Source organism: Pseudomonas sp. PDM31 (assembly GCF_019218965.1).
Taxonomy (GTDB): domain Bacteria; phylum Pseudomonadota; class Gammaproteobacteria; order Pseudomonadales; family Pseudomonadaceae; genus Aquipseudomonas.
Genome location: NZ_JAHUWS010000015.1, coordinates 17,116 through 36,531 on the forward strand (window position 1 = coordinate 17,116; position 19,416 = coordinate 36,531).

The 19,416-nt window shown below is 60.3% G+C and carries 13 protein-coding genes; all 13 read left to right on the plus strand.

Features of this window, described 5'->3' with window-relative positions; translation table 11 throughout:
• Positions 1–11 precede the first annotated feature (11 nt).
• The gene (locus tag KW839_RS24340; RefSeq protein WP_003176118.1) at positions 12–188 is read left to right on the plus strand and encodes a hypothetical protein; all 177 of its coding nucleotides are present in this window, start codon (positions 12–14) and stop codon (positions 186–188) included.
• On the plus strand, positions 172–3,126 hold the full coding sequence (locus tag KW839_RS24345) for a sensor histidine kinase (protein WP_218425711.1): 2,955 nt from the start codon (positions 172–174) through the stop codon (positions 3,124–3,126). Before KW839_RS24340 ends, KW839_RS24345 begins: the two co-directional genes overlap by 17 nt.
• 22 nt (positions 3,127–3,148) lie before the next feature.
• A complete protein-coding gene (locus KW839_RS24350; RefSeq protein ID WP_060543376.1) occupies positions 3,149–4,588 on the plus strand; it encodes a sigma-54 dependent transcriptional regulator in 1,440 nt (479 codons plus the stop codon).
• 812 nt (positions 4,589–5,400) lie between these two features.
• A complete protein-coding gene (locus KW839_RS24355) occupies positions 5,401–6,801 on the plus strand; it encodes a polynucleotide adenylyltransferase PcnB (protein WP_060543375.1) in 1,401 nt (466 codons plus the stop codon).
• Positions 6,802–6,804: 3 nt separating this feature from the next.
• On the plus strand, positions 6,805–7,290 hold the full coding sequence (gene folK, locus KW839_RS24360) for a 2-amino-4-hydroxy-6-hydroxymethyldihydropteridine diphosphokinase (RefSeq protein WP_060543374.1): 486 nt from the start codon (positions 6,805–6,807) through the stop codon (positions 7,288–7,290).
• A 437-nt stretch (positions 7,291–7,727) separates the two neighbouring features.
• Entirely contained in the window at positions 7,728–8,528 is an 801-nt protein-coding gene (gene panB / locus KW839_RS24365; protein WP_060543373.1) for a 3-methyl-2-oxobutanoate hydroxymethyltransferase, read from the plus strand.
• Complete coding sequence (gene panC / locus KW839_RS24370; RefSeq protein WP_218425712.1) at positions 8,525–9,385, plus strand: pantoate--beta-alanine ligase; 861 nt, start codon at positions 8,525–8,527, stop codon at positions 9,383–9,385. Before panB ends, panC begins: the two co-directional genes overlap by 4 nt.
• Positions 9,386–9,689: 304 nt before the next feature.
• Positions 9,690–10,070, plus strand: a complete 381-nt coding sequence (gene panD / locus KW839_RS24375) for an aspartate 1-decarboxylase (protein ID WP_003228271.1) — start codon at positions 9,690–9,692, stop codon at positions 10,068–10,070.
• A 229-nt stretch (positions 10,071–10,299) separates the two neighbouring features.
• Positions 10,300–11,964 (plus strand): glucose-6-phosphate isomerase, encoded by a 1,665-nt coding sequence (pgi, locus tag KW839_RS24380; RefSeq protein ID WP_218425713.1) that lies wholly within the window; start codon positions 10,300–10,302, stop codon positions 11,962–11,964.
• Between the two features lie 327 nt (positions 11,965–12,291).
• Positions 12,292–14,229, plus strand: coding sequence for an acetate--CoA ligase (gene acs / locus KW839_RS24385; RefSeq protein ID WP_218425714.1), 1,938 nt, complete (start codon positions 12,292–12,294; stop codon positions 14,227–14,229).
• 58 nt (positions 14,230–14,287) lie between these two features.
• Positions 14,288–15,160 carry an oxygenase MpaB family protein gene (locus KW839_RS24390; protein WP_218425715.1) on the plus strand — a complete coding sequence of 291 codons (873 nt, stop codon included), beginning with the start codon at positions 14,288–14,290 and terminating at the stop codon, positions 15,158–15,160.
• Between the two features lie 166 nt (positions 15,161–15,326).
• Positions 15,327–16,343, plus strand: a complete 1,017-nt coding sequence (locus KW839_RS24395; RefSeq protein ID WP_218425716.1) for a class I SAM-dependent rRNA methyltransferase — start codon at positions 15,327–15,329, stop codon at positions 16,341–16,343.
• A gap of 60 nt (positions 16,344–16,403) precedes the next feature.
• Positions 16,404–19,373 carry a DUF748 domain-containing protein gene (locus tag KW839_RS24400; protein WP_218425717.1) on the plus strand — a complete coding sequence of 990 codons (2,970 nt, stop codon included), beginning with the start codon at positions 16,404–16,406 and terminating at the stop codon, positions 19,371–19,373.
• Positions 19,374–19,416: the final 43 nt, after the last annotated feature.

Below are 19,416 nucleotides of genomic sequence, written 5' to 3' on the forward strand. Positions count from 1 at the left end.
GAGAGGCCGGGATGTACATCTATCGCTTGGTCCTGCTTTTGGTAGTGGGGATCTACCTGTTTTCCCCAGCCATCATGGATTGGTGGATCGACGCCACAGGCGCCTGGTATCGCCCCTATCTGCTCTGGCTGATTCTGATCGTCGTGACCTTCATCCTGCAGAGCCAAAAAGATGCCGATGAGCTTTAGCCTGACCCAGATGATCCTGATCAGCGCCGCGTACCTGGCGGTGCTGTTCGGCGTGGCCTGGATCAGCGAACGGGGCATGATCCCCCGGGCGATCATTCGCCACCCGCTGACCTACACCCTGTCACTCGGGGTCTACGCCAGCGCATGGGCGTTTTACGGCACGGTCGGATTGGCCTATCAGTACGGCTACGGCTTTCTATCCAGCTATCTGGGCGTCTCCGGAGCCTTTCTGCTGGCGCCGGTGCTGCTCTATCCGATCCTGAAGATCACCCGCACTTATCAGTTGTCGTCCCTGGCGGATCTGTTTGCCTTCCGCTTCCGCAGCACCTGGGCCGGTGCCCTGACCACGATTTTCATGCTGGTCGGCGTGTTGCCACTGCTGGCCTTGCAGATCCAGGCGGTCGCCGACTCCATCGGCATCCTGACCCGCGAGCCGGTGCAGCATCGCGTGGCCCTGAGTTTCTGCGCACTGATCACACTGTTCACGATTTTCTTCGGTTCCCGACACATCGCCACCCGCGAAAAGCATGAAGGCCTGGTGTTCGCGATTGCCTTCGAATCGGTGATCAAGCTGATTGCCCTGGGCGGCGTAGGCCTGTATGCCTTGTACGGGGTATTCGACGGCCCACAACAGCTTGAACTGTGGCTGCTGCAGAACCAGACCGCCCTCGCCGCCCTGCATACCCCCTTGCAGGAAGGCCCATGGCGCACGCTGCTGCTGGTGTTCTTCGCCTCGGCGATCGTGATGCCGCACATGTATCACATGACCTTTACCGAAAACCTCAACCCGCGCTCGCTGGTCAGCGCGAGCTGGGGCTTGCCGCTGTTTCTGTTGCTGATGAGCCTGGCCGTGCCGCTGATTCTCTGGGCCGGACTGAAACTCGGAGCAACGACCAATCCCGAATATTTCACCTTGGGCATTGGCATTGCCGCCAACAGCAAGGCCTTGACGCTGCTGGCCTACATTGGTGGGCTGTCCGCCGCCAGCGGCCTCATCATCGTCACCACCCTGGCCCTGTCCGGCATGGCTCTCAACCACCTGGTGCTGCCGCTGTATCAACCACCGGCCGAAGGCAACATCTACCGCTGGCTGAAGTGGACTCGCCGAGCGCTGATTGTCGCAATCATCATGGCCGGCTATGGCTTCTATCTGCTGCTGGGCGCCGAGCAGGATCTGGCCAACCTCGGCATCGTTGCCTTCGTCGCCACACTGCAGTTCCTGCCGGGCGTGCTCTCGGTACTGTACTGGCCGACTGCCAACCGTCGCGGCTTCATCGCCGGGTTGCTGGCGGGGATCCTGGTGTGGATCGTGACCATGCTGCTGCCGCTGGTCGGCAACCTTCAGGGTTTCTATATTCCGCTGCTGAACATGATCTACGTCCTGGACGACACCAGTTGGCACATGGCAGCTATCGCATCGCTGGCTGCCAACGTACTGATGTTCACCCTGATCTCGCTCTTCACCAACGCCAGCACTGAAGAGGCCAGCGCCGCCGAAGCCTGTGCCGTGGACAACGTGCGCCGCCCGCAACGCCGCGAACTGCACGCCGCCTCACCTCAGGAGTTCGCCACGCAGTTGGCAAAACCATTGGGCGCCAAAGCGGCGCAGAAGGAAGTCGAACAGGCCCTGCGCGACCTCTACCTGCCCTTCGACGAGCGCCGCCCGTATGCCTTGCGCCGCCTGCGTGACCGCATCGAAGCCAACCTCTCCGGCCTGATGGGGCCGAGCGTGGCCCAGGACATGGTCGAGACCTTCTTGCCGTACAAGGCCGGCGGTGAAAACTATGTCACCGAAGACATCCACTTTATTGAAAGTCGCCTTGAGGACTATCACTCTCGCCTGACCGGCCTGGCCGCTGAACTCGACGCCTTGCGTCGCTATCACCGCCAGACACTGCAGGAATTGCCGATGGGCGTTTGCTCGTTGGCCAAGGACCAGGAAATCCTCATGTGGAACAAGGCCATGGAGGAACTCACCGGGATTGCCGCACAGCGTGTGGTCGGCTCGCGCCTGAGCACCATTGCCGATCCGTGGAAAGAACTGCTGCAAGGTTTTATCAACCTGCCGGACGAGCACTTGCACAAACAGCACCTGGCCCTCGATGGCCAGACCCGCTGGCTCAACCTGCACAAAGCGGCGATCGATGAACCCCTGGCTCCGGGCAACAGTGGCCTGGTGCTGCTGGTGGAAGACCTCACCGAAACCCAGATGCTCGAAGACAAGCTGGTGCACTCCGAGCGTCTGGCCAGCATCGGCCGACTGGCGGCGGGTGTAGCCCATGAAATCGGCAACCCGATCACCGGTATCGCCTGCCTGGCGCAGAACCTGCGCGAAGAGCGCGAGGAAGACGGCGAGTTGAAGGAAATCAGCGGCCAGATCCTCGAGCAGACCAAACGCGTGTCGCGCATCGTCCAGTCGCTGATGAGCTTTGCCCATGCCGGCAGCCATCAGCACAGTGACGAGCCCGTCTGTCTGGCGGAAGTGGCCCAGGACGCCATTGGCCTGCTGGCCCTGAACCGACGCAATTTCGAAGTGCAGTTCTACAACCTGTGCGACCCCGACCACTGGGTTGAAGGCGACCCGCAGCGGTTGGCCCAGGTGTTGATCAACCTGCTCTCGAACGCTCGCGACGCCTCGCCTCCGGGCAGCGCGGTGCGCGTCAAGAGCGAAGCCGGCGAACACACGGTCGATCTGATCGTGGAGGACGAAGGCAGCGGTATTCCGTCGAGCATCATGGATAGATTGTTCGAACCTTTCTTCACCACCAAGGACCCTGGCGAAGGCACCGGTCTGGGCCTTGCACTGGTCTATTCCATCGTTGAAGAGCATTATGGACAAATCACCATCGACAGCCCGGCTGATGTACAGAGCCAACGCGGCACCCGTATCCGGGTGACATTGCCGCGTCATGTCGAAGCGACGTCCGCTGTGAACTGAGACCGTCGAGAGAATCGAATCAATGCCGCACATTTTGATCGTCGAAGACGAAACCATTATCCGCTCCGCCTTGCGCCGCCTGCTGGAACGCAACCAGTACCAGGTCAGCGAAGCCGGTTCCGTGCAGGAAGCACAAGAACGCTTCACCATTCCCTCATTCGATCTGATCGTCAGCGACCTGCGCCTGCCCGGCGCCCCTGGCACCGAACTGATCAAACTCGCTCAGGGCACGCCGGTGCTGATCATGACCAGCTACGCCAGCCTGCGCTCGGCGGTAGACTCGATGAAGATGGGCGCGGTGGACTACATCGCCAAACCCTTCGACCACGACGAAATGCTCCAGGCCGCCGCGCGAATCCTGCGCGACCGGCAATCGGTGCAAGCCGGTGGCGAGCCGGCAACCGGCAAGGCCGCCAATGGCGCGGCGAAATCGGCTACCGACAACAGCAACGGTGAAATCGGCATTATCGGTTCCTGCCCACCGATGCAGGACCTGTACAGCAAGATCCGCAAAGTCGCGCCGACCGATTCCAATGTGCTGATCCAGGGCGAATCCGGCACCGGTAAAGAGCTGGTGGCGCGCGCCCTGCACAACCTGTCCAAACGCGCCAAGGCACCGATGATTTCGGTGAACTGCGCCGCCATTCCTGAAAGCCTGATCGAGTCCGAACTGTTCGGCCATGAAAAAGGCGCATTCACCGGCGCCAGCGCCGGACGCGCCGGCCTGGTCGAAGCGGCGGACGGCGGCACCTTGTTCCTCGACGAAATCGGCGAACTGCCCCTGGAAGCCCAGGCTCGTCTGCTGCGCGTATTGCAGGAAGGCGAAATTCGTCGGGTAGGCTCGGTGCAGTCGCAGAAAGTCGATGTGCGCCTGATCGCCGCGACTCACCGCGATCTCAAGAGCCTGGCGAAAATCGGTCAGTTCCGCGAAGACCTTTATTACCGTCTTCACGTCATTGCGTTGAAGCTGCCCGCGCTGCGCGAACGGGGTGCTGACGTCAATGAAATCGCCAACGCCTTCCTGGCGCGGCAAAGCGCACGGATCAACCGCACCGATCTGAAGTTCGCGGCGGATGCGGAACAAGCCATTCGCCACTACTCATGGCCGGGTAACGTTCGAGAACTGGAAAACGCCGTCGAGCGCGCCGTCATCCTGTGTGAGAGCCCGGAGATTTCCGCCGAGCTGCTGGGCATCGACATCGAGCTTGCAGATCTGGAAGACGACGAATTCATCGGTCTGCCGCCGCAGCAGGGGAACGGCAATACCGGCAACACCAACCACGAGCCGACCGAAGACCTGTCCCTGGAAGACTATTTCCAGCATTTCGTTCTCGAGCATCAGGACCACATGACCGAGACCGAGCTGGCTCGCAAGCTCGGGGTCAGTCGCAAATGCCTGTGGGAACGCCGCCAGCGCCTTGGCATACCACGACGCAAGACCGGGGTTACCAGCGAGAGCTGAACCGTAGCTGTCTCATGTGCGGGTAACACATGAATTTGTGAAAAAACTGTTACCTGAGGTTTTCCACGTAACAGAAGCCGGGGCTTACGGTAACGAAGCCCCGGCTTTTTTTCGCCTGCAAGAACCTTCCCAAGCGGCCTAAACCCTTGTTTTACTGGGCCTTGCAAAAGTTGGCACGCACCCTGCTATATGTTTGGTACAAGAACAATAACAAGCAATGCACAAGACAATAAAAATAAGACGAATCGACTCACGCACAATAAAAACAAGACGGCGAGAGGCGCAGCTAACTGATTCTTTTGGAGAGGCGTTGTATTTGGGGCTAGCCCCACGACCAGGCCGAGAACAACAAAAAACTGTCATTAGACAGAGCCTGTACTGGTTGGATCGCAAGATCACTGCAACTCAGCGACCAAAGCAATCCGTTTGCTCTTGACTCCCGATTGGGAGGGTCATGAAGGAAGCTTCATGACGTGGGCACTCAACAAAAACAAGAAGCCCGAAACCAAAAATAAAAATAGAGCATGCAACTACTTCTTGGGGAGCTTCGGCTCCCCTTGTAGTTTCTGCGATTTGGCGGCTCGAATGACAAACCCTGTACCTGCAGGAACGAGCATGCTCGCGAAAAACCTACTGACGCCGTTGGCCACCTGACACCCCGCGTTATCGTTGACCACCCTCGCGAGCGTGCTCGCTCCTACAAGGTCAATTTGCGTCGTCCTACACCATCCCCCGACTAAATGCTAGAATCCCCGCCCATCATGCGGTCATTCTTCTGTTATGGCCGAATATTCCTTCAAACAGTGCATCCCATGCTGAAGAAGCTGTTCCAGTCATTCCGTTCCCCCAAGCGTCCTGTGCAACACATTCGCAGCACGCCTGAAGTGCTCAACAGCGGTCAACACTCGCTGCAAAAGGGCCAATTCAGCCGTTACGCGGTGAATATCGTTGAACGCCTGCAGGGCGCCGGTTATCAGGCTTACCTGGTTGGCGGCTGCGTGCGCGACATGCTGCTAGGTATTACACCGAAAGATTTCGACGTCGCCACCAGTGCTACCCCCGAGCAGGTACGGGCCGAATTCCGCAACGCGCGGATCATCGGTCGCCGCTTCAAGCTGGTGCACATCCACTTTGGCCGCGAAATCATCGAAGTCGCGACTTTCCGCGCCAATCACCCGCAAAATGAAGACGATGAAGACAGCAACCAGTCTTCGCGCAACGAAAGCGGGCGCATCTTGCGCGATAACGTCTATGGCACCCTGGAAGAAGACGCGCAACGTCGCGACTTCACCATCAACGCCTTGTATTACGATCCGGTCAGCGAGCGCATCCTCGATTACGCCAACGGCGTACACGACATCCGCAATCACCTGATCCGTTTGATCGGCGATCCGAAGCAGCGTTACCAGGAAGACCCGGTGCGGATGCTGCGAGCCGTGCGCTTCGCCGCCAAGCTCAATTTCGGCATCGAAAAACACAGCGCCCTGCCGATCCGCGATCTGGCACCGACCCTGCGTGACATTCCGTCAGCCCGTCTTTTCGAAGAAGTGCTCAAGCTGTTCCTGTCCGGCCATGCCGCTGACACCTTTGAGATGCTGGTCGACCTGCAATTGTTCGATCCACTGTTCCCGGCCAGCGCCGAAGCTCTGGAATACAACCCGACCTACACCCACACGCTGATCAGCGAAGCCTTGAGCAACACAGACCTGCGCATCAAGCAGAACAAACCGGTAACCCCGGCGTTCCTGTTCGCAGCGCTGCTCTGGCCCGCCCTGCCGGCACGCGTTCTGCGTTTGCAGGAACGTGGCATGCCGCCGATTCCAGCGATGCAGGAAGCAGCCCACGAACTGATCGCCGAGCAGTGCCAGCGCATTGCGATTCCCAAGCGTTTCACCATGCCCATTCGCGAGATTTGGGACATGCAGGAACGCCTGCCGCGACGCAGTGGCAAGCGCGCCGACCTGCTGCTGGACAACCCGCGCTTCCGCGCCGGCTACGACTTCCTGCTGCTGCGCGAAAGCGCGGGCGAGCAGACCGACGGCCTGGGCGAGTGGTGGACGGACTATCAGGACGCCAACGAAAGCGAACGTCGCGACATGATCCGCGACCTCAGCGGCAAGGATGACGGCACCGGCGCCCCGCGCAAACGTCGTCGCAGCAGCGGCTCCAAGCGCAAGCGCGCCGCCGGTGCTTCGAGCGCCACGGGCGAATAACCCATGGAACGCATATACATCGGCATGGGCAGCAATCTGGCTGAGCCTGCCGAACAGTTACGCAGCGCCATCGAGGCGCTGACGCAACTACCGCAATCGAAGCTGGCCGGGGTTTCCGCTTTTTATCAAAGTGACTCGCTGCTTCCCGGCCAACCGCGTTACACCAACGCGGTGGCCGCCCTGGACAGCACACTCGTTCCTCTGGCGTTGCTGGATGCCTTGCAGGCCATCGAGAACGGCCAGGGCCGCGAGCGGCTGGAGCGCTGGGGGCCACGCACCCTGGACCTCGATATTTTGCTGTTCGGTGACCGGGTGATCGACGAACCGCGCCTCAAGGTTCCGCACTATCACATGCAGGAACGAGCATTCGTGCTTTATCCACTGGCCGAACTGGCGCCTGCGGATCTGCGCCTGGCTGATGGCCGCTGCCTCAACGAACTGCTCGCTGCGTGCCCGTTCGTCGGTCTGGAACGATTGCCCCAAACCTGACCAGAATCCCCTGCTGGAACGAATCCCTGTGGTAAGGGGCTTTTGTGGCGAGGGGGCTTGCCCCCGCTGGGTCGCGCAGCGGCCCCAAAAAAAATGGGCCTGCTGCGCAGTCCAACGGGGGCAAGCCCCCTCGCCACAAAAGTCACCTGACCACAAAAGCCCCCACCAAGCTCACCCCCACATTGCCATTGCTGCACGATGGTGCTGAATCGCATCAGTCCCCGCGGTAACACCGCACCCGTAACAACGCGGTAACACACGCAATTGACTTCCCACGTTCTCCTCACGACTATAGGCGTCCCGCTGCCGCCTACATGGCGTTTAAGGGCGCAATCCAGGCCTTAAAAGCACGAAACAAAACGTGCGCCTGTATTACACGAAGAATCACGCGCGTTACTCGCAGTAGTTTTCACAGCGCCTGAATGAGGAACTTTTTCATGCCAGCCATCACCCTGACCACCCTGCAAGGTCTGAAGCAAAAAGGTGAAAAAATCACCATGCTGACCTGCTATGACGCAACCTTCGCCCATGCCTGCAACCAGGCTGGCGTCGAAGTGCTGCTGGTGGGCGACTCCCTCGGCATGGTATTGCAGGGCCACGACAGCACCCTGCCCGTCACCACCGCGGACATGGCTTACCACGTGGCCGCCGTCAAGCGCGGTAACAGCGATGCGTTGATCCTCGCCGACCTGCCGTTCATGGCCTATGCGACCACTGAACAAGCCATGAACAACAGCGCGCTGTTGATGCAGGCCGGGGCGCACATGGTCAAGGTAGAAGGTGCATTGTGGCTGGCCGACTCGATCCGCCTGCTGGCCGAGCGCGGTATCCCGGTGTGTGCGCACATGGGCCTGACGCCGCAATCGGTCAACATTCTCGGCGGCTACAAGGTTCAGGGTCGCAATGAGAACCAGGCGCGGCAAATGCGTGCCGATGCCATTTCCCTGGAGCAGGCGGGTGCGGCGATGCTGCTGCTCGAATGCGTGCCGAGCGAGTTGGCCGAAGAGATCACCCAGGCGGTAAACATCCCGGTGATCGGTATCGGCGCTGGCCACCGCACCGACGGCCAGGTTTTGGTCCTGCACGACATGCTGGGCCTGTCCATTACTGGTCGGGTGCCAAAATTCGTGAAGAACTTCATGACCGGCCAAACCAGCATTGATGCGGCCTTGCGTGCCTACGTCACCGAAGTCAAAGCGGCGACCTTCCCTGGAATCGAACACGGATTCTCTGCATGAACACCGTAAAAACCGTACGCGAATTGCGGGCCGCAGTGGCCCGCGCCCGCAGTGAAGGCAAGCGCATCGCGTTGGTGCCGACCATGGGCAACCTGCACAGCGGCCATGTGGCGCTGGTGACCAAAGCCTCGCAACGGGCGGACTTCGTTGTGGCGAGCATTTTCGTCAACCCGCTGCAGTTCGGCGCGGGTGAAGACCTCGACAAATACCCGCGCACCCTCGCCGCCGACCAGGAAAAACTGCTCCAGGCCGGCTGCCATCTGTTGTTCGCGCCGAGCGTTGAAGAAGTCTATCCCGAAGGCATGACCGGCCAGACCCGCGTCAGTGTCCCGCAACTTTCCGAAGGCCTGTGCGGTGCAAGCCGTCCGGGGCACTTCGAAGGCGTGGCGACGGTGGTCAGCAAGCTATTCAACATGGTTCAACCAGACCTGGCGATTTTCGGCGAGAAGGACTTCCAGCAACTGGCGGTGATCCGTGCGCTGGTGCAGGACTTGAACATGCCGGTGCAGATCATCGGCGAGCCGACTGTGCGTGCCGCCGATGGCCTGGCACTTTCGTCACGCAACGGCTTCCTCAATGAAGAACAGCGAGCCGTGGCGCCAATCGTTTATCGCACACTGAGCAACATCAGCGATGCTATCAAGCTAGGCGAGCGCGACTATCCGGCCCTGATCGATGCGCAAGTCAAACAGCTCGAAGCGGCTGGGTTGCGCCCGGACTACCTGGAAATTCGCCACGCACTGACCCTGCGCCCGGCGGTTGCACAAGATCGCGACCTGGTAATTCTGGTCGCGGCGTTCCTGGGCACGACACGGTTGATCGACAACCTGCATCTGAACCTGGATATGCCAGCCTGAATATCGCCCCCCCTCTGTGGGAGCGAACTTCTGTGGTGAAGGGGCTTCGTTGCTGAAGGGGCTTTTTGTGGCGAGGGGGCTTGCCCCCCGTTGGGTCGCGCAGCGGCCCCAACAAACAAGGGACTGCTGCGCAGCCCAACGGGGGGCAAGCCCCCTCGCCACAAAAGCCCACTCACCACAAAAGCGCCCCTTCAACACACAGTCTCCCACAGCGGTTTTGTGTGTTTGCCGATTTCGTATTGCCGATTTCAAACCCTTCGGGCACATTGCCCACCGTTCGATTCTGACCTGGGGAAAAACACTCATGCACGCCATCATGCTCAAAGCCAAGCTGCATCGCGCCGAAGTTACCCACGCTGTGCTCGACTACGAAGGTTCCTGCGCCATCGACGGCGAATGGCTGGACCTGTCCGGTATCCGCGAGTACGAACAGATCCAGATTTACAACGTCGACAACGGCGAGCGCTTCACCACCTACGCCATTCGTGGCGAAGAAGGTTCGCGCATGATCTCGGTCAACGGCGCCGCAGCACACAAGGCAAAGGTCGGTGACCGCGTGATCATCTGCGCCTACGCCCATTACAGCGAAGCCGAACTGCTCAACTTCAAGCCACGCATGCTGTATATGGCACCGGGCAATGAGCTGAGCCATACCAGCAACGCCATCCCGGTCCAGGTCGCCTGATCTGACTGAAGTCCGGTCATTGCTCCGTTTGTCGGACGATTTTCAGCCCGATGTTAAAAAAGTGCTGGAAACAGGTCAGACAAAGTCAAGACAGATCACTGCGCGGGGTTTACTGTATTCGCCCTGCGCCATGAAACCCTGTCGGCGCAGTTGCCCGGACGCCTATACGCAGCGCTCCGGGATCTTCAGTGTTCAAAAGGCCGTTCAAGTAAAAAGGAAAAACGCAGCGATGGCGTACTACCGCACTCCTCACGACGTGACCGCTCTGCCCGCCTGGCAAGCGTTGAATGATCACCGCCAAGCCATGCAGGATTTCAGCATGCGTGAAGCCTTCAACGCCGACCCGCAGCGCTTTACGCAATTCTCCCTCAGCAGCTGCGGCCTGTTTCTCGACTACTCGAAAAACCTGATCAATGCCCAGACCCGCGACCTGCTGGTGGGGCTGGCCAACGAAGTCGACCTCAAGGGCGCGATCAAATCGCTGTTCGACGGCGAAATCGTCAACTCCTCCGAAGGCCGCCCGGCCCTGCACACCGCCTTGCGCCGCCCGGTCGGCGACAAGCTGTCGGTCAATGGCGTCAACGTGATGCCGGAAGTGCACAAGGTGCTCAACCAGATCACTGACCTCGTCGGCCGTATCCACGACGGCCTGTGGCGTGGTTACACCGAGAAGCCGATCACTGACGTTGTGAACATCGGCATCGGCGGCTCCTTCCTGGGCCCCGAGCTGGTCTCCGAAGCACTGCTGTCCTACGCCCAGAAAGGCGTACGTTGCCATTATCTGGCGAACATCGACGGCAGTGAGTTCCACGAACTGACCATGAAGCTGCGCGCCGAGACCACGCTGTTCATCGTCTCGTCGAAATCCTTCAACACCCTCGAAACCCTGAAAAACGCCCAGGCCGCCCGTGCCTGGTACCTGGCTCAGGGTGGTTCGGAAGCCGAGCTGTATCGCCACTTCATCGCCGTATCGAGCAACAACGCGGCGGCGGTGGCCTTTGGTATCCGCGAAGAAAACATCTTCCCGATGTGGGACTGGGTCGGCGGCCGTTATTCGCTGTGGTCGGCCATCGGTTTGCCCATCGCCCTGGCGATCGGCATGTCGAACTTCAAGGAACTGCTGTCCGGCGCCTACACCATGGACCAGCATTTCCTGAGCGCACCCTTCGAGCAGAACATGCCGGTGCTGCTGGCCCTGCTCGGCGTGTGGTACGGCAATTTCTGGGGCGCGCAGAGCCACGCGATCCTGCCGTACGACCACTACCTGCGCAACATCACCAAGCACTTGCAACAGCTGGACATGGAATCCAACGGCAAGAGCGTGCGCCAGGACGGCACGCCAGTGTCCACCGACACCGGGCCGGTGATCTGGGGTGGCGTAGGCTGCAACGGTCAGCATGCGTATCACCAGTTGCTGCACCAGGGTACCCAACTGATTCCGGCCGACTTCATCGTGCCGATCGTCAGCTTCAACCCGGTGTCCGATCACCATCAGTGGCTGTACGCCAACTGCCTGTCGCAAAGCCAGGCGCTGATGCTCGGCAAGACCCTGGCCGAGGCCGAGGCCGAACTGCGCGAGAAAGGCATGAGTGAAGAGGACGTGCAGAAACTCGCCGCGCACAAGGTGATCCCGGGCAACCGTCCGAGCAACACCCTGGTGGTCGAGCGCATCAGCCCGCGCCGCCTTGGCGCACTGGTGGCGATGTACGAACACAAAGTCTTCGTGCAAAGCGTGATCTGGGGCATCAACGCCTTCGATCAGTGGGGCGTGGAGCTGGGCAAGGAACTGGGCAAAGGCGTCTACAACCGCCTGGTCGGCAGCGAAGAAACCCCGGCTGACGATGCCTCGACCCAAGGGTTGATCAACTACTTCCGTGGTCGTCACCGCGGGTGATCTGACGGGGCAGCAATGCCCCATTCCCTGTAGGAGCCGGCTTGCTGGCGAAAAACCCGAGGGCGCCGTGGGCATTCAGGACGCCCGCGTCATCGTTAGCGTCCATCGCGAGCATGCTCGCTCCTACAGTTCGGCGCGCTCCCCTGTAGGAGCGAGCACGCTCGCGAAAAGCCGGAGAGCGCCATGGGCATTCAGGAGGCCCGTGTCATCGTTAGCGTCCATCGCCAGCAAGCCGGCTCCTACGAGGGTCGCGTAGCTCCCCTCTTGAACCCATTGGTCACTCGGCGCATCTTTATCTTTGTCGCAAAACAAGAATAAGGAACCGTCATGTTCGATATCAGCACGTTCCCCAAAGCCGATGCCGTCCGCCGGGCTGCACAATTGAGTCAAGACGACTATCAGCGTCTGTACCGCCAATCCATCGAACACCCCAGCACCTTCTGGGCCGAACAGGCCACACGCTTTCTCGACTGGAGCGCGCCCTGGGACACCGTCCAGCGTTACAACCTGAAGACCGGTGAGGCCAGTTGGTTTGCCGGTGCAAAATTGAATGTCAGCTACAACTGCATCGACCGGCACCTGGAGAACCGCGCAGATCAGGTCGCCATCATCTGGGAAGGCGACAACCCTGCCGACTCGACATCGATCACCTACAAGCAATTGCATGAAAACGTCTGCCGCCTGGCCAACGTGCTGAAAAGCCGTGGCGTGAAAAAAGGCGACCGCGTGTGTATCTACATGCCGATGATTCCCGAGGCTGCCTACGCCATGCTTGCCTGTACCCGCATCGGCGCGGTGCACTCGGTGGTGTTCGGCGGTTTCTCTCCGGACTCGTTGCGCGACCGTATTCTCGATGCCGACTGCCGCACCGTGATCACCGCAGACGAAGGCGTGCGTGGCGGCAGGCCCGTGCCACTCAAGCAAAACGTCGACAAGGCGCTGCAAAGCTGCCCGGACGTGAGCACCGTGCTGATGATCGAGCGCAGTAATGTACAAGTGAACTGGGTCGAAGGACGGGACCTCAAGTACCAGCAGGCCCTGCGCGACGTCAGCGCCGATTGCCCGCCCGAGCCAATGGATGCCGAAGACCCGCTGTTCATCCTCTACACCTCTGGCAGCACCGGCAAACCCAAAGGCGTACTGCACACCACTGGCGGCTACCTGCTGCAAGCGGCGATGACTTTCAAGTACGTGCTCGATTACCGCGAGGGCGAAGTCTTCTGGTGCACCGCCGACGTCGGTTGGGTCACTGGCCACAGCTACATCGTCTACGGTCCGCTGGCCAACGGCGCTACCACACTGATCTTCGAGGGCGTACCGAGCTACCCGACAACCTCACGCTTCTGGCAGGTGATCGACAAACACAAGGTGAACATTTTCTACACCGCCCCCACAGCCCTGCGCTCGTTGATGCGCGAAGGGCCCGCGACATTGAAGGGAACCTCCCGCGCCAGCGTCAGGCTACTCGGTACGGTCGGCGAGCCGATCAATCCGGAAGCCTGGCAATGGTATTTCCATGAGGTCGGCGAAGAGCGCTGCCCGATCGTCGATACCTGGTGGCAGACCGAAACCGGCGGCATCATGCTCAGCCCGCTGGTGAGCGCCCGATACATCAAGCCCGGCAGCGCTACAAAGCCGATGTTCGGCGTACAACCGGTACTGCTTGACGAGCACGGCAAGGAAATCAAAGGCCCCGGCAGCGGCGTACTCGCCATTAAATCCAGTTGGCCGGCGCAGATCCGCAGCGTCTACCGCGACCCGCAGCGCATGGTCGACACCTATTTCAAGCCGTATCCCGGTTACTACTTCACCGGCGATGGCGCGCGGCGCGATGAAGATGGTGACTACTGGATCACCGGGCGCATTGACGATGTGATCAACGTCTCAGGCCACCGTATCGGCACCGCCGAAGTGGAAAGCGCCCTGGTGCTGCACGACAGCATCGCCGAGGCCGCTGCAGTCGGTTACCCACACGACATCAAGGGCCAGGGCATCTATGTCTTCGTCACCCCCATGAACGGCGTCGAAGCCAACGATGAACTGAAGAAAGAATTGCTGGCCCTGGTCAGCAAGGAAATCGGCAGTTTCGCCAAACCGGACTTGATCCAGTGGGCACCGGCCTTGCCGAAAACCCGCTCAGGCAAGATCATGCGGCGTATCCTGCGCAAGATCGCCTGCAACGAACTGGACAGCCTGGGCGATACCTCGACCCTGGCCGATCCGAGCGTGGTGCAAGGTCTGATCGACAAACGCCTGAACCAATAACGTACTGGCCTTTGCAGGAGCGAGCCGGCTCGCTCCTGCAGAGAACTACAGAGTCGCCATGGAATTCATTCGCACCCGTATCGAAACCCAGATCATGAGCCTCACCGGATTGTCCCTGGGCAAGCTCGACCTGGAAAACCCCAAGGGCGATCCCGGCCTGTTCGGGCCCGACTCGGTGAGCTGGCAGGTTCACGGCGACTTCAGCAGCATGCTGATCGGCGGTATCAGCGCCTTGATGCTGCAGGCCCTGCACCCGCTGGCCCTGGCCGGTGTGTGGGACCACTCCAATTTTCGCGAAGACATGCTCCGCCGGTTGCGCCGCACCGGGCAGTTCATCTCCGGCACCACCTTTGGCTCAAGTCAGGACGCCGATTGGCTGATCGAAAAAGTGCGCACCATCCACCTGCAAGTGACCGGCACAGCGCCCGACGGCCGCCCCTACGCCGCCAGCGATCCAGAGTTGCTGACATGGGTACATGTGGCTGAGGTCAGTAACTTCCTCGCCGCGCATCTGCGCTACCGAAATCCGCACTTGTCCCCGGCTGATCAGGATCGCTATTACGCAGAAATCGCACTGGTCGCCGAACGCCTGGGTGCCTGCAATGTGCCCCGCTCCCGGAAGGAAGTTTGCGCTTATCTGGAGCGCATGCGCCCGCAGTTGCTGTGCGACGAACGCAGCCGCGAAGTGTTGCGTTTGTTGTTGAACGCCCCCTCCCCCAGTCGTCTGGCCAGGCCATTCGGCGGGTTGATGATGCAAGCCGGGATCGACCTGCTGCCGGACTGGGCCAGCGACATGCTCGGCGTCAGCCAGAGCCCGCTGCAGCGCAAACTGATCCGCGCCAGCGTCAATCGCAGTGCGCCCATGCTGCGCTGGGCGGTGCGTAACGGCTCGGTGCAACGGGCCAGACGGCGCATGGGCCTGCTGACCTGATAGTCTTTTGTGGGAGTGTGGCTTGCCCGCGATGGCCACGCTATGGTTCAACTGACAAACCGCATTATCGTTCATCGCGGGCGAGCCACGCTCCCACAAGGGCCAGCTCTTACAGTGCTCAAGCTGTTAAACTCCCGCGCCAAATTCCTCCTGCAAGGCGCCAAGCATGTCTTCCTTGAATCAGGCGCTGCGCGCCGCCCTCGATCAACGCCAGGACCTGCTCGCCGAGCTGCACCAGCAAGGCACCGATTGCTATCGCCTGTTCCATGGCAGCCAGGAAGGCGCTGGCGGCCTGACCATCGACCGCTACGGCCCGCAACTGCTGGTGCAAAGTTTCCACCAGTCGCTGGAGCGTGAGGCGCTGCTGCAACTGCACGAAATCGTCAATCAACACCTGGGGTTCGAAACCCTGCTGGTCTACAACGATCGTTCCCGTGGCAACTCGCGCATCGACCGTGAAGACAACGTCTATCGTGCCGACGAAGCAGCACTGCAAGACCTGATTGGCCACGAATGGGGTCTCAATTATCGGGTTCGCGGCCGCCACGCCGGACAGGATCCTCTGCTGTTTCTTGACCTGCGCAACACCCGCGGCTGGGTCAAGGATCACAGCAAAAACAAAAGTGTGCTGAACCTGTTCGCCTACACCTGTGGCGTCGGCCTGAGCGCCGCTGCCGGTGGCGCGCGCGAGGTGTGCAACCTGGACTTCGCCGAAGGCAACCTCGCCGTTGGCCGGGAAAACGGCCTGCTCAATCCGCAACTGCCGACCATGGAATTCATCCAGTCCGACTACTTCCCGGCCATTCGGCAGTTGGCCGGCCTGCCCATCAGCCAGCGTCGCGGGCAGAAACTGCCAGGCTATCAACGCCTGGAACAGCGTCAGTACGATCTGGTACTGCTCGACCCACCGGCCTGGGCCAAGAGCGCGTTCGGCACCGTTGACCTGCTGCGTGACTACCAGAGTCTGCTGAAGCCGGCGCTGCTGACCACTGCCGACAACGGCGTGCTGATCTGTTGCAACAACCTGGCAAAAGTCGGCATGGACGAGTGGCGCGAACAGGTTTTGCGCTGCGCCGAAAAGGCCGGGCGCCCGGTGCGTGAATGGACAGTGATGAAACCCGGTGGCGATTTCCCGTCCATGGACCAGCAACCACCACTGAAAACCCTGATTCTGCAGCTGTGATTTGCCTCGAAGACGTGGAGCAATCCTGAGCATTTGCGTTTGCTTCGGAACCGTAATCGCATGCCATACTCCAAGGCACTCCGATTCAGACAGATGAAGCCACACATGCCCAAAGGATTGATTCGCGCCGTCGGCGCCTTGTTGACTGCTCTGGCCCTCTACAGTTTGCTGGGCTTTCTGATTTTACCGGGGATCGCGCTGCGCGTTGCCAACCAGCAACTGGCCAACTACGCCAACACCCCCGCCACACTTCAGCGAATCGAATTCAACCCGTTCAGCCTGGAGCTGACTCTTTGGGGTTTGAACATCGGTGAACCCGGCAAGGAACAGGTCGGCTTTGAACGCCTGTACGCCAACCTGCAACTCGACAGCCTGTGGACCAAGGCGCTGCATCTGTCGGATATCGAACTGGAGAAGTCCAGGACCGAGATCCTGTTCAGCAAGGACGGCAAGCTCAATCTGCTTGGCCTGTTCAAGTTGCCGGCGAGCGATCCAACGCCTGCCGATCCGGACGAAAAGCCGTTTCCACTGCGCATCGAGCGCATAAAGCTGGCCGGCGGTGCCGTGCACTTTGAGGATGCGCGGCCCAGCGAGCCCATCGAATTCCTTTACGACACCCTCGATTTCGAGCTGAAAAACTTAAGTACCCTGCCTGAAGACAGCGCCGACATGACCTTGGTGGCTATCGGTCCTAACGGTGGGCAAATCGACTGGACCGGCAATTTCAGCCTCATCCCGCTTGCATCCGAAGGTAAGCTGAAAATCACCGATGGCAAGATGAAAGCCTTCTGGCCCTACGTGCGTGACGCCGTGCCGTTGGACCTCGAGGAAGGAATCGTCAGCCTCAGCACCGACTACAAACTCAATTTATCCAAAGCAACCGAACTGCTGTTGAGCAATGTTGCCGTCAGTGTTGCGCCTTTCGCCATCAAGGCGCCGGACGGCCGCCCGCTGGCGAAGCTGCAACGACTGGAGATCAGCGAAACGACCGTGGACCTTGCCAGGCAGCAAGTGGTGGTGGGCAAGATCCGCAGCCAAAAGCTGGAAACCTGGGCCGCCCTGGAATCCGATGGCCAACTCGACTGGCAAAAACTGTTCGCCAGCCAGCCATCCCGGCCTGCCGCCGAAGCCAGTGCTCCGGCCGCCGCCGACTCTCCCGCACCTGAGCCAACCGCCCCGAGCAAACCGTGGCAGGTGCTGGTCAAGGATGTGCAACTGCGTGGCTACCAGGTGCATCTGGCCGACCGTAAAGCACAGCCCGCCGTTGCTCTGGATGTGGGCCCGCTGAATGTCGATCTGCAGAATTTCGACAGCCTCAATGGCTCGCCATTTACCCTCAAGCTTGATACCGGTGTGGGTAAACAAGGCACGCTCATGGCCGATGGCGAGGTCAACCTGGCCCCGGTCAGTGCCAGGCTGAACGTACAGACGAAAGATATCGACCTGCGGGTTGCCCAGTCCTACATCACCCCGTTCATTCGCCTGGAACTGCGCAGCGGCATGCTCGGCAGTGATCTGGCGGTCAACCTCAAGAGCACCGAACCACTGGCTTTCAGCGTCACCGGTCGCGCCCAGGTCGATCAGTTGCACACCCTCGACACCCTGAAAACCCGCGACTTCCTGAAGTGGCAACAAGTGGTGGTCGAGGGCCTGAACTATCAGCATGGCGACAGCCTGTCGATCGACAAGGTCAATCTGTTCCAGCCCTATGTTCGTTTCATGATCAACGATGACCGCACAACCAACGTCGATGACCTGCTCGTTCCACAACCGGCCGATACCGCCAGCAAAACCACCGCCGCCAAACCTGCCGCCAAGGAAAAACCGTTGGGCATCCACATCGGGGGCATTGCCATCAACGACGGCTCGGCCAACTTCGCCGACTTCAGCCTGACCCCGAACTTCGCCACTGCCGTCCAGCAGCTCAATGGGCAGATCGGCACCATCGACAGTCGTCAGGCCAACCCTGCGAGTGTCAATATCAACGGCAAGGTGGACCGCTACGCACCGGTGACCATCAAGGGCGCGGTGAACCCGTTCGACCCCATGGCCAGCCTCGACATTGCCACCAGTTTCAAACGCGTCGAGCTGACCACACTGACGCCTTACTCCGGCAAGTTCGCCGGTTACCGTATTCGCAAGGGCCGCTTGAACCTCGACCTGCATTACCAGATCACCCGGGGCCAGCTCAAAGCCGAAAACAAAGTGGTGGTCGAACAGTTGCAACTGGGCGAAAAGGTCGACAGCCCGGATGCCGTGAGCCTGCCGCTGAAACTGGCCATTGCCCTGCTCAAGGACGTCGACGGCAAGATCTCCATCGAACTGCCGGTCACCGGCGACCTCAACAACCCGCAATTCAGCGTCATGCCGATTGTCTGGCAAACCCTGCGCAATCTGATCGTCAAGGCGGCAGCGGCGCCGTTCAAGCTTATCGGCGGGCTGGTCAGCGGTGGCGGCTCGGAAGATCTGGGTACCGTCTCGTTCGCGGCGGGGTCCAGCGATTTGAGCAAGGACGCCGAAGGCGCCCTGAACAAACTGTCCCAGGCCCTCAAGGAACGCCCGGCCCTGCGCCTGGAAATCGAAGGTACCGCCGCCCAGAGCAGCGATGGCCCACTGATCGCCGAGCAGCGCCTGGAACGGGAATACCAGTACAACTACTACAAAATGCTCCAGCGCCGAGGCGACAAGGTGCCGGCCCAGGCGTCGTTGCTGGAAGTGCCGGAGGATGAAAAAGGCACACTGCTCGAAGGCATCTACCGCACCCGCCTGAAGACTCAGCCACCGCTCGAATGGAAGGATCTGGGCAAGGAAGAACGCACCGCGAAAATGCGTGCTGATGTGATCAAATTCTGGAGCTCCAGCGACGTACTGTTACGTCAACTGGGCCAGGAACGCGCCAGCAGCATCAAGGACTACCTGGTCGACAAGGGCCAGTTGGCAGACGACCGCGTGTACTTCATCGATGCCAATCTGGGCGAAGCCGAGGGAGATGGCCGGGTAGTTACACCCTTGCATCTGGATGCGGAGTAATGCGCTGGGCCACCGATAAATACACTCGCGAAACAATCCCACA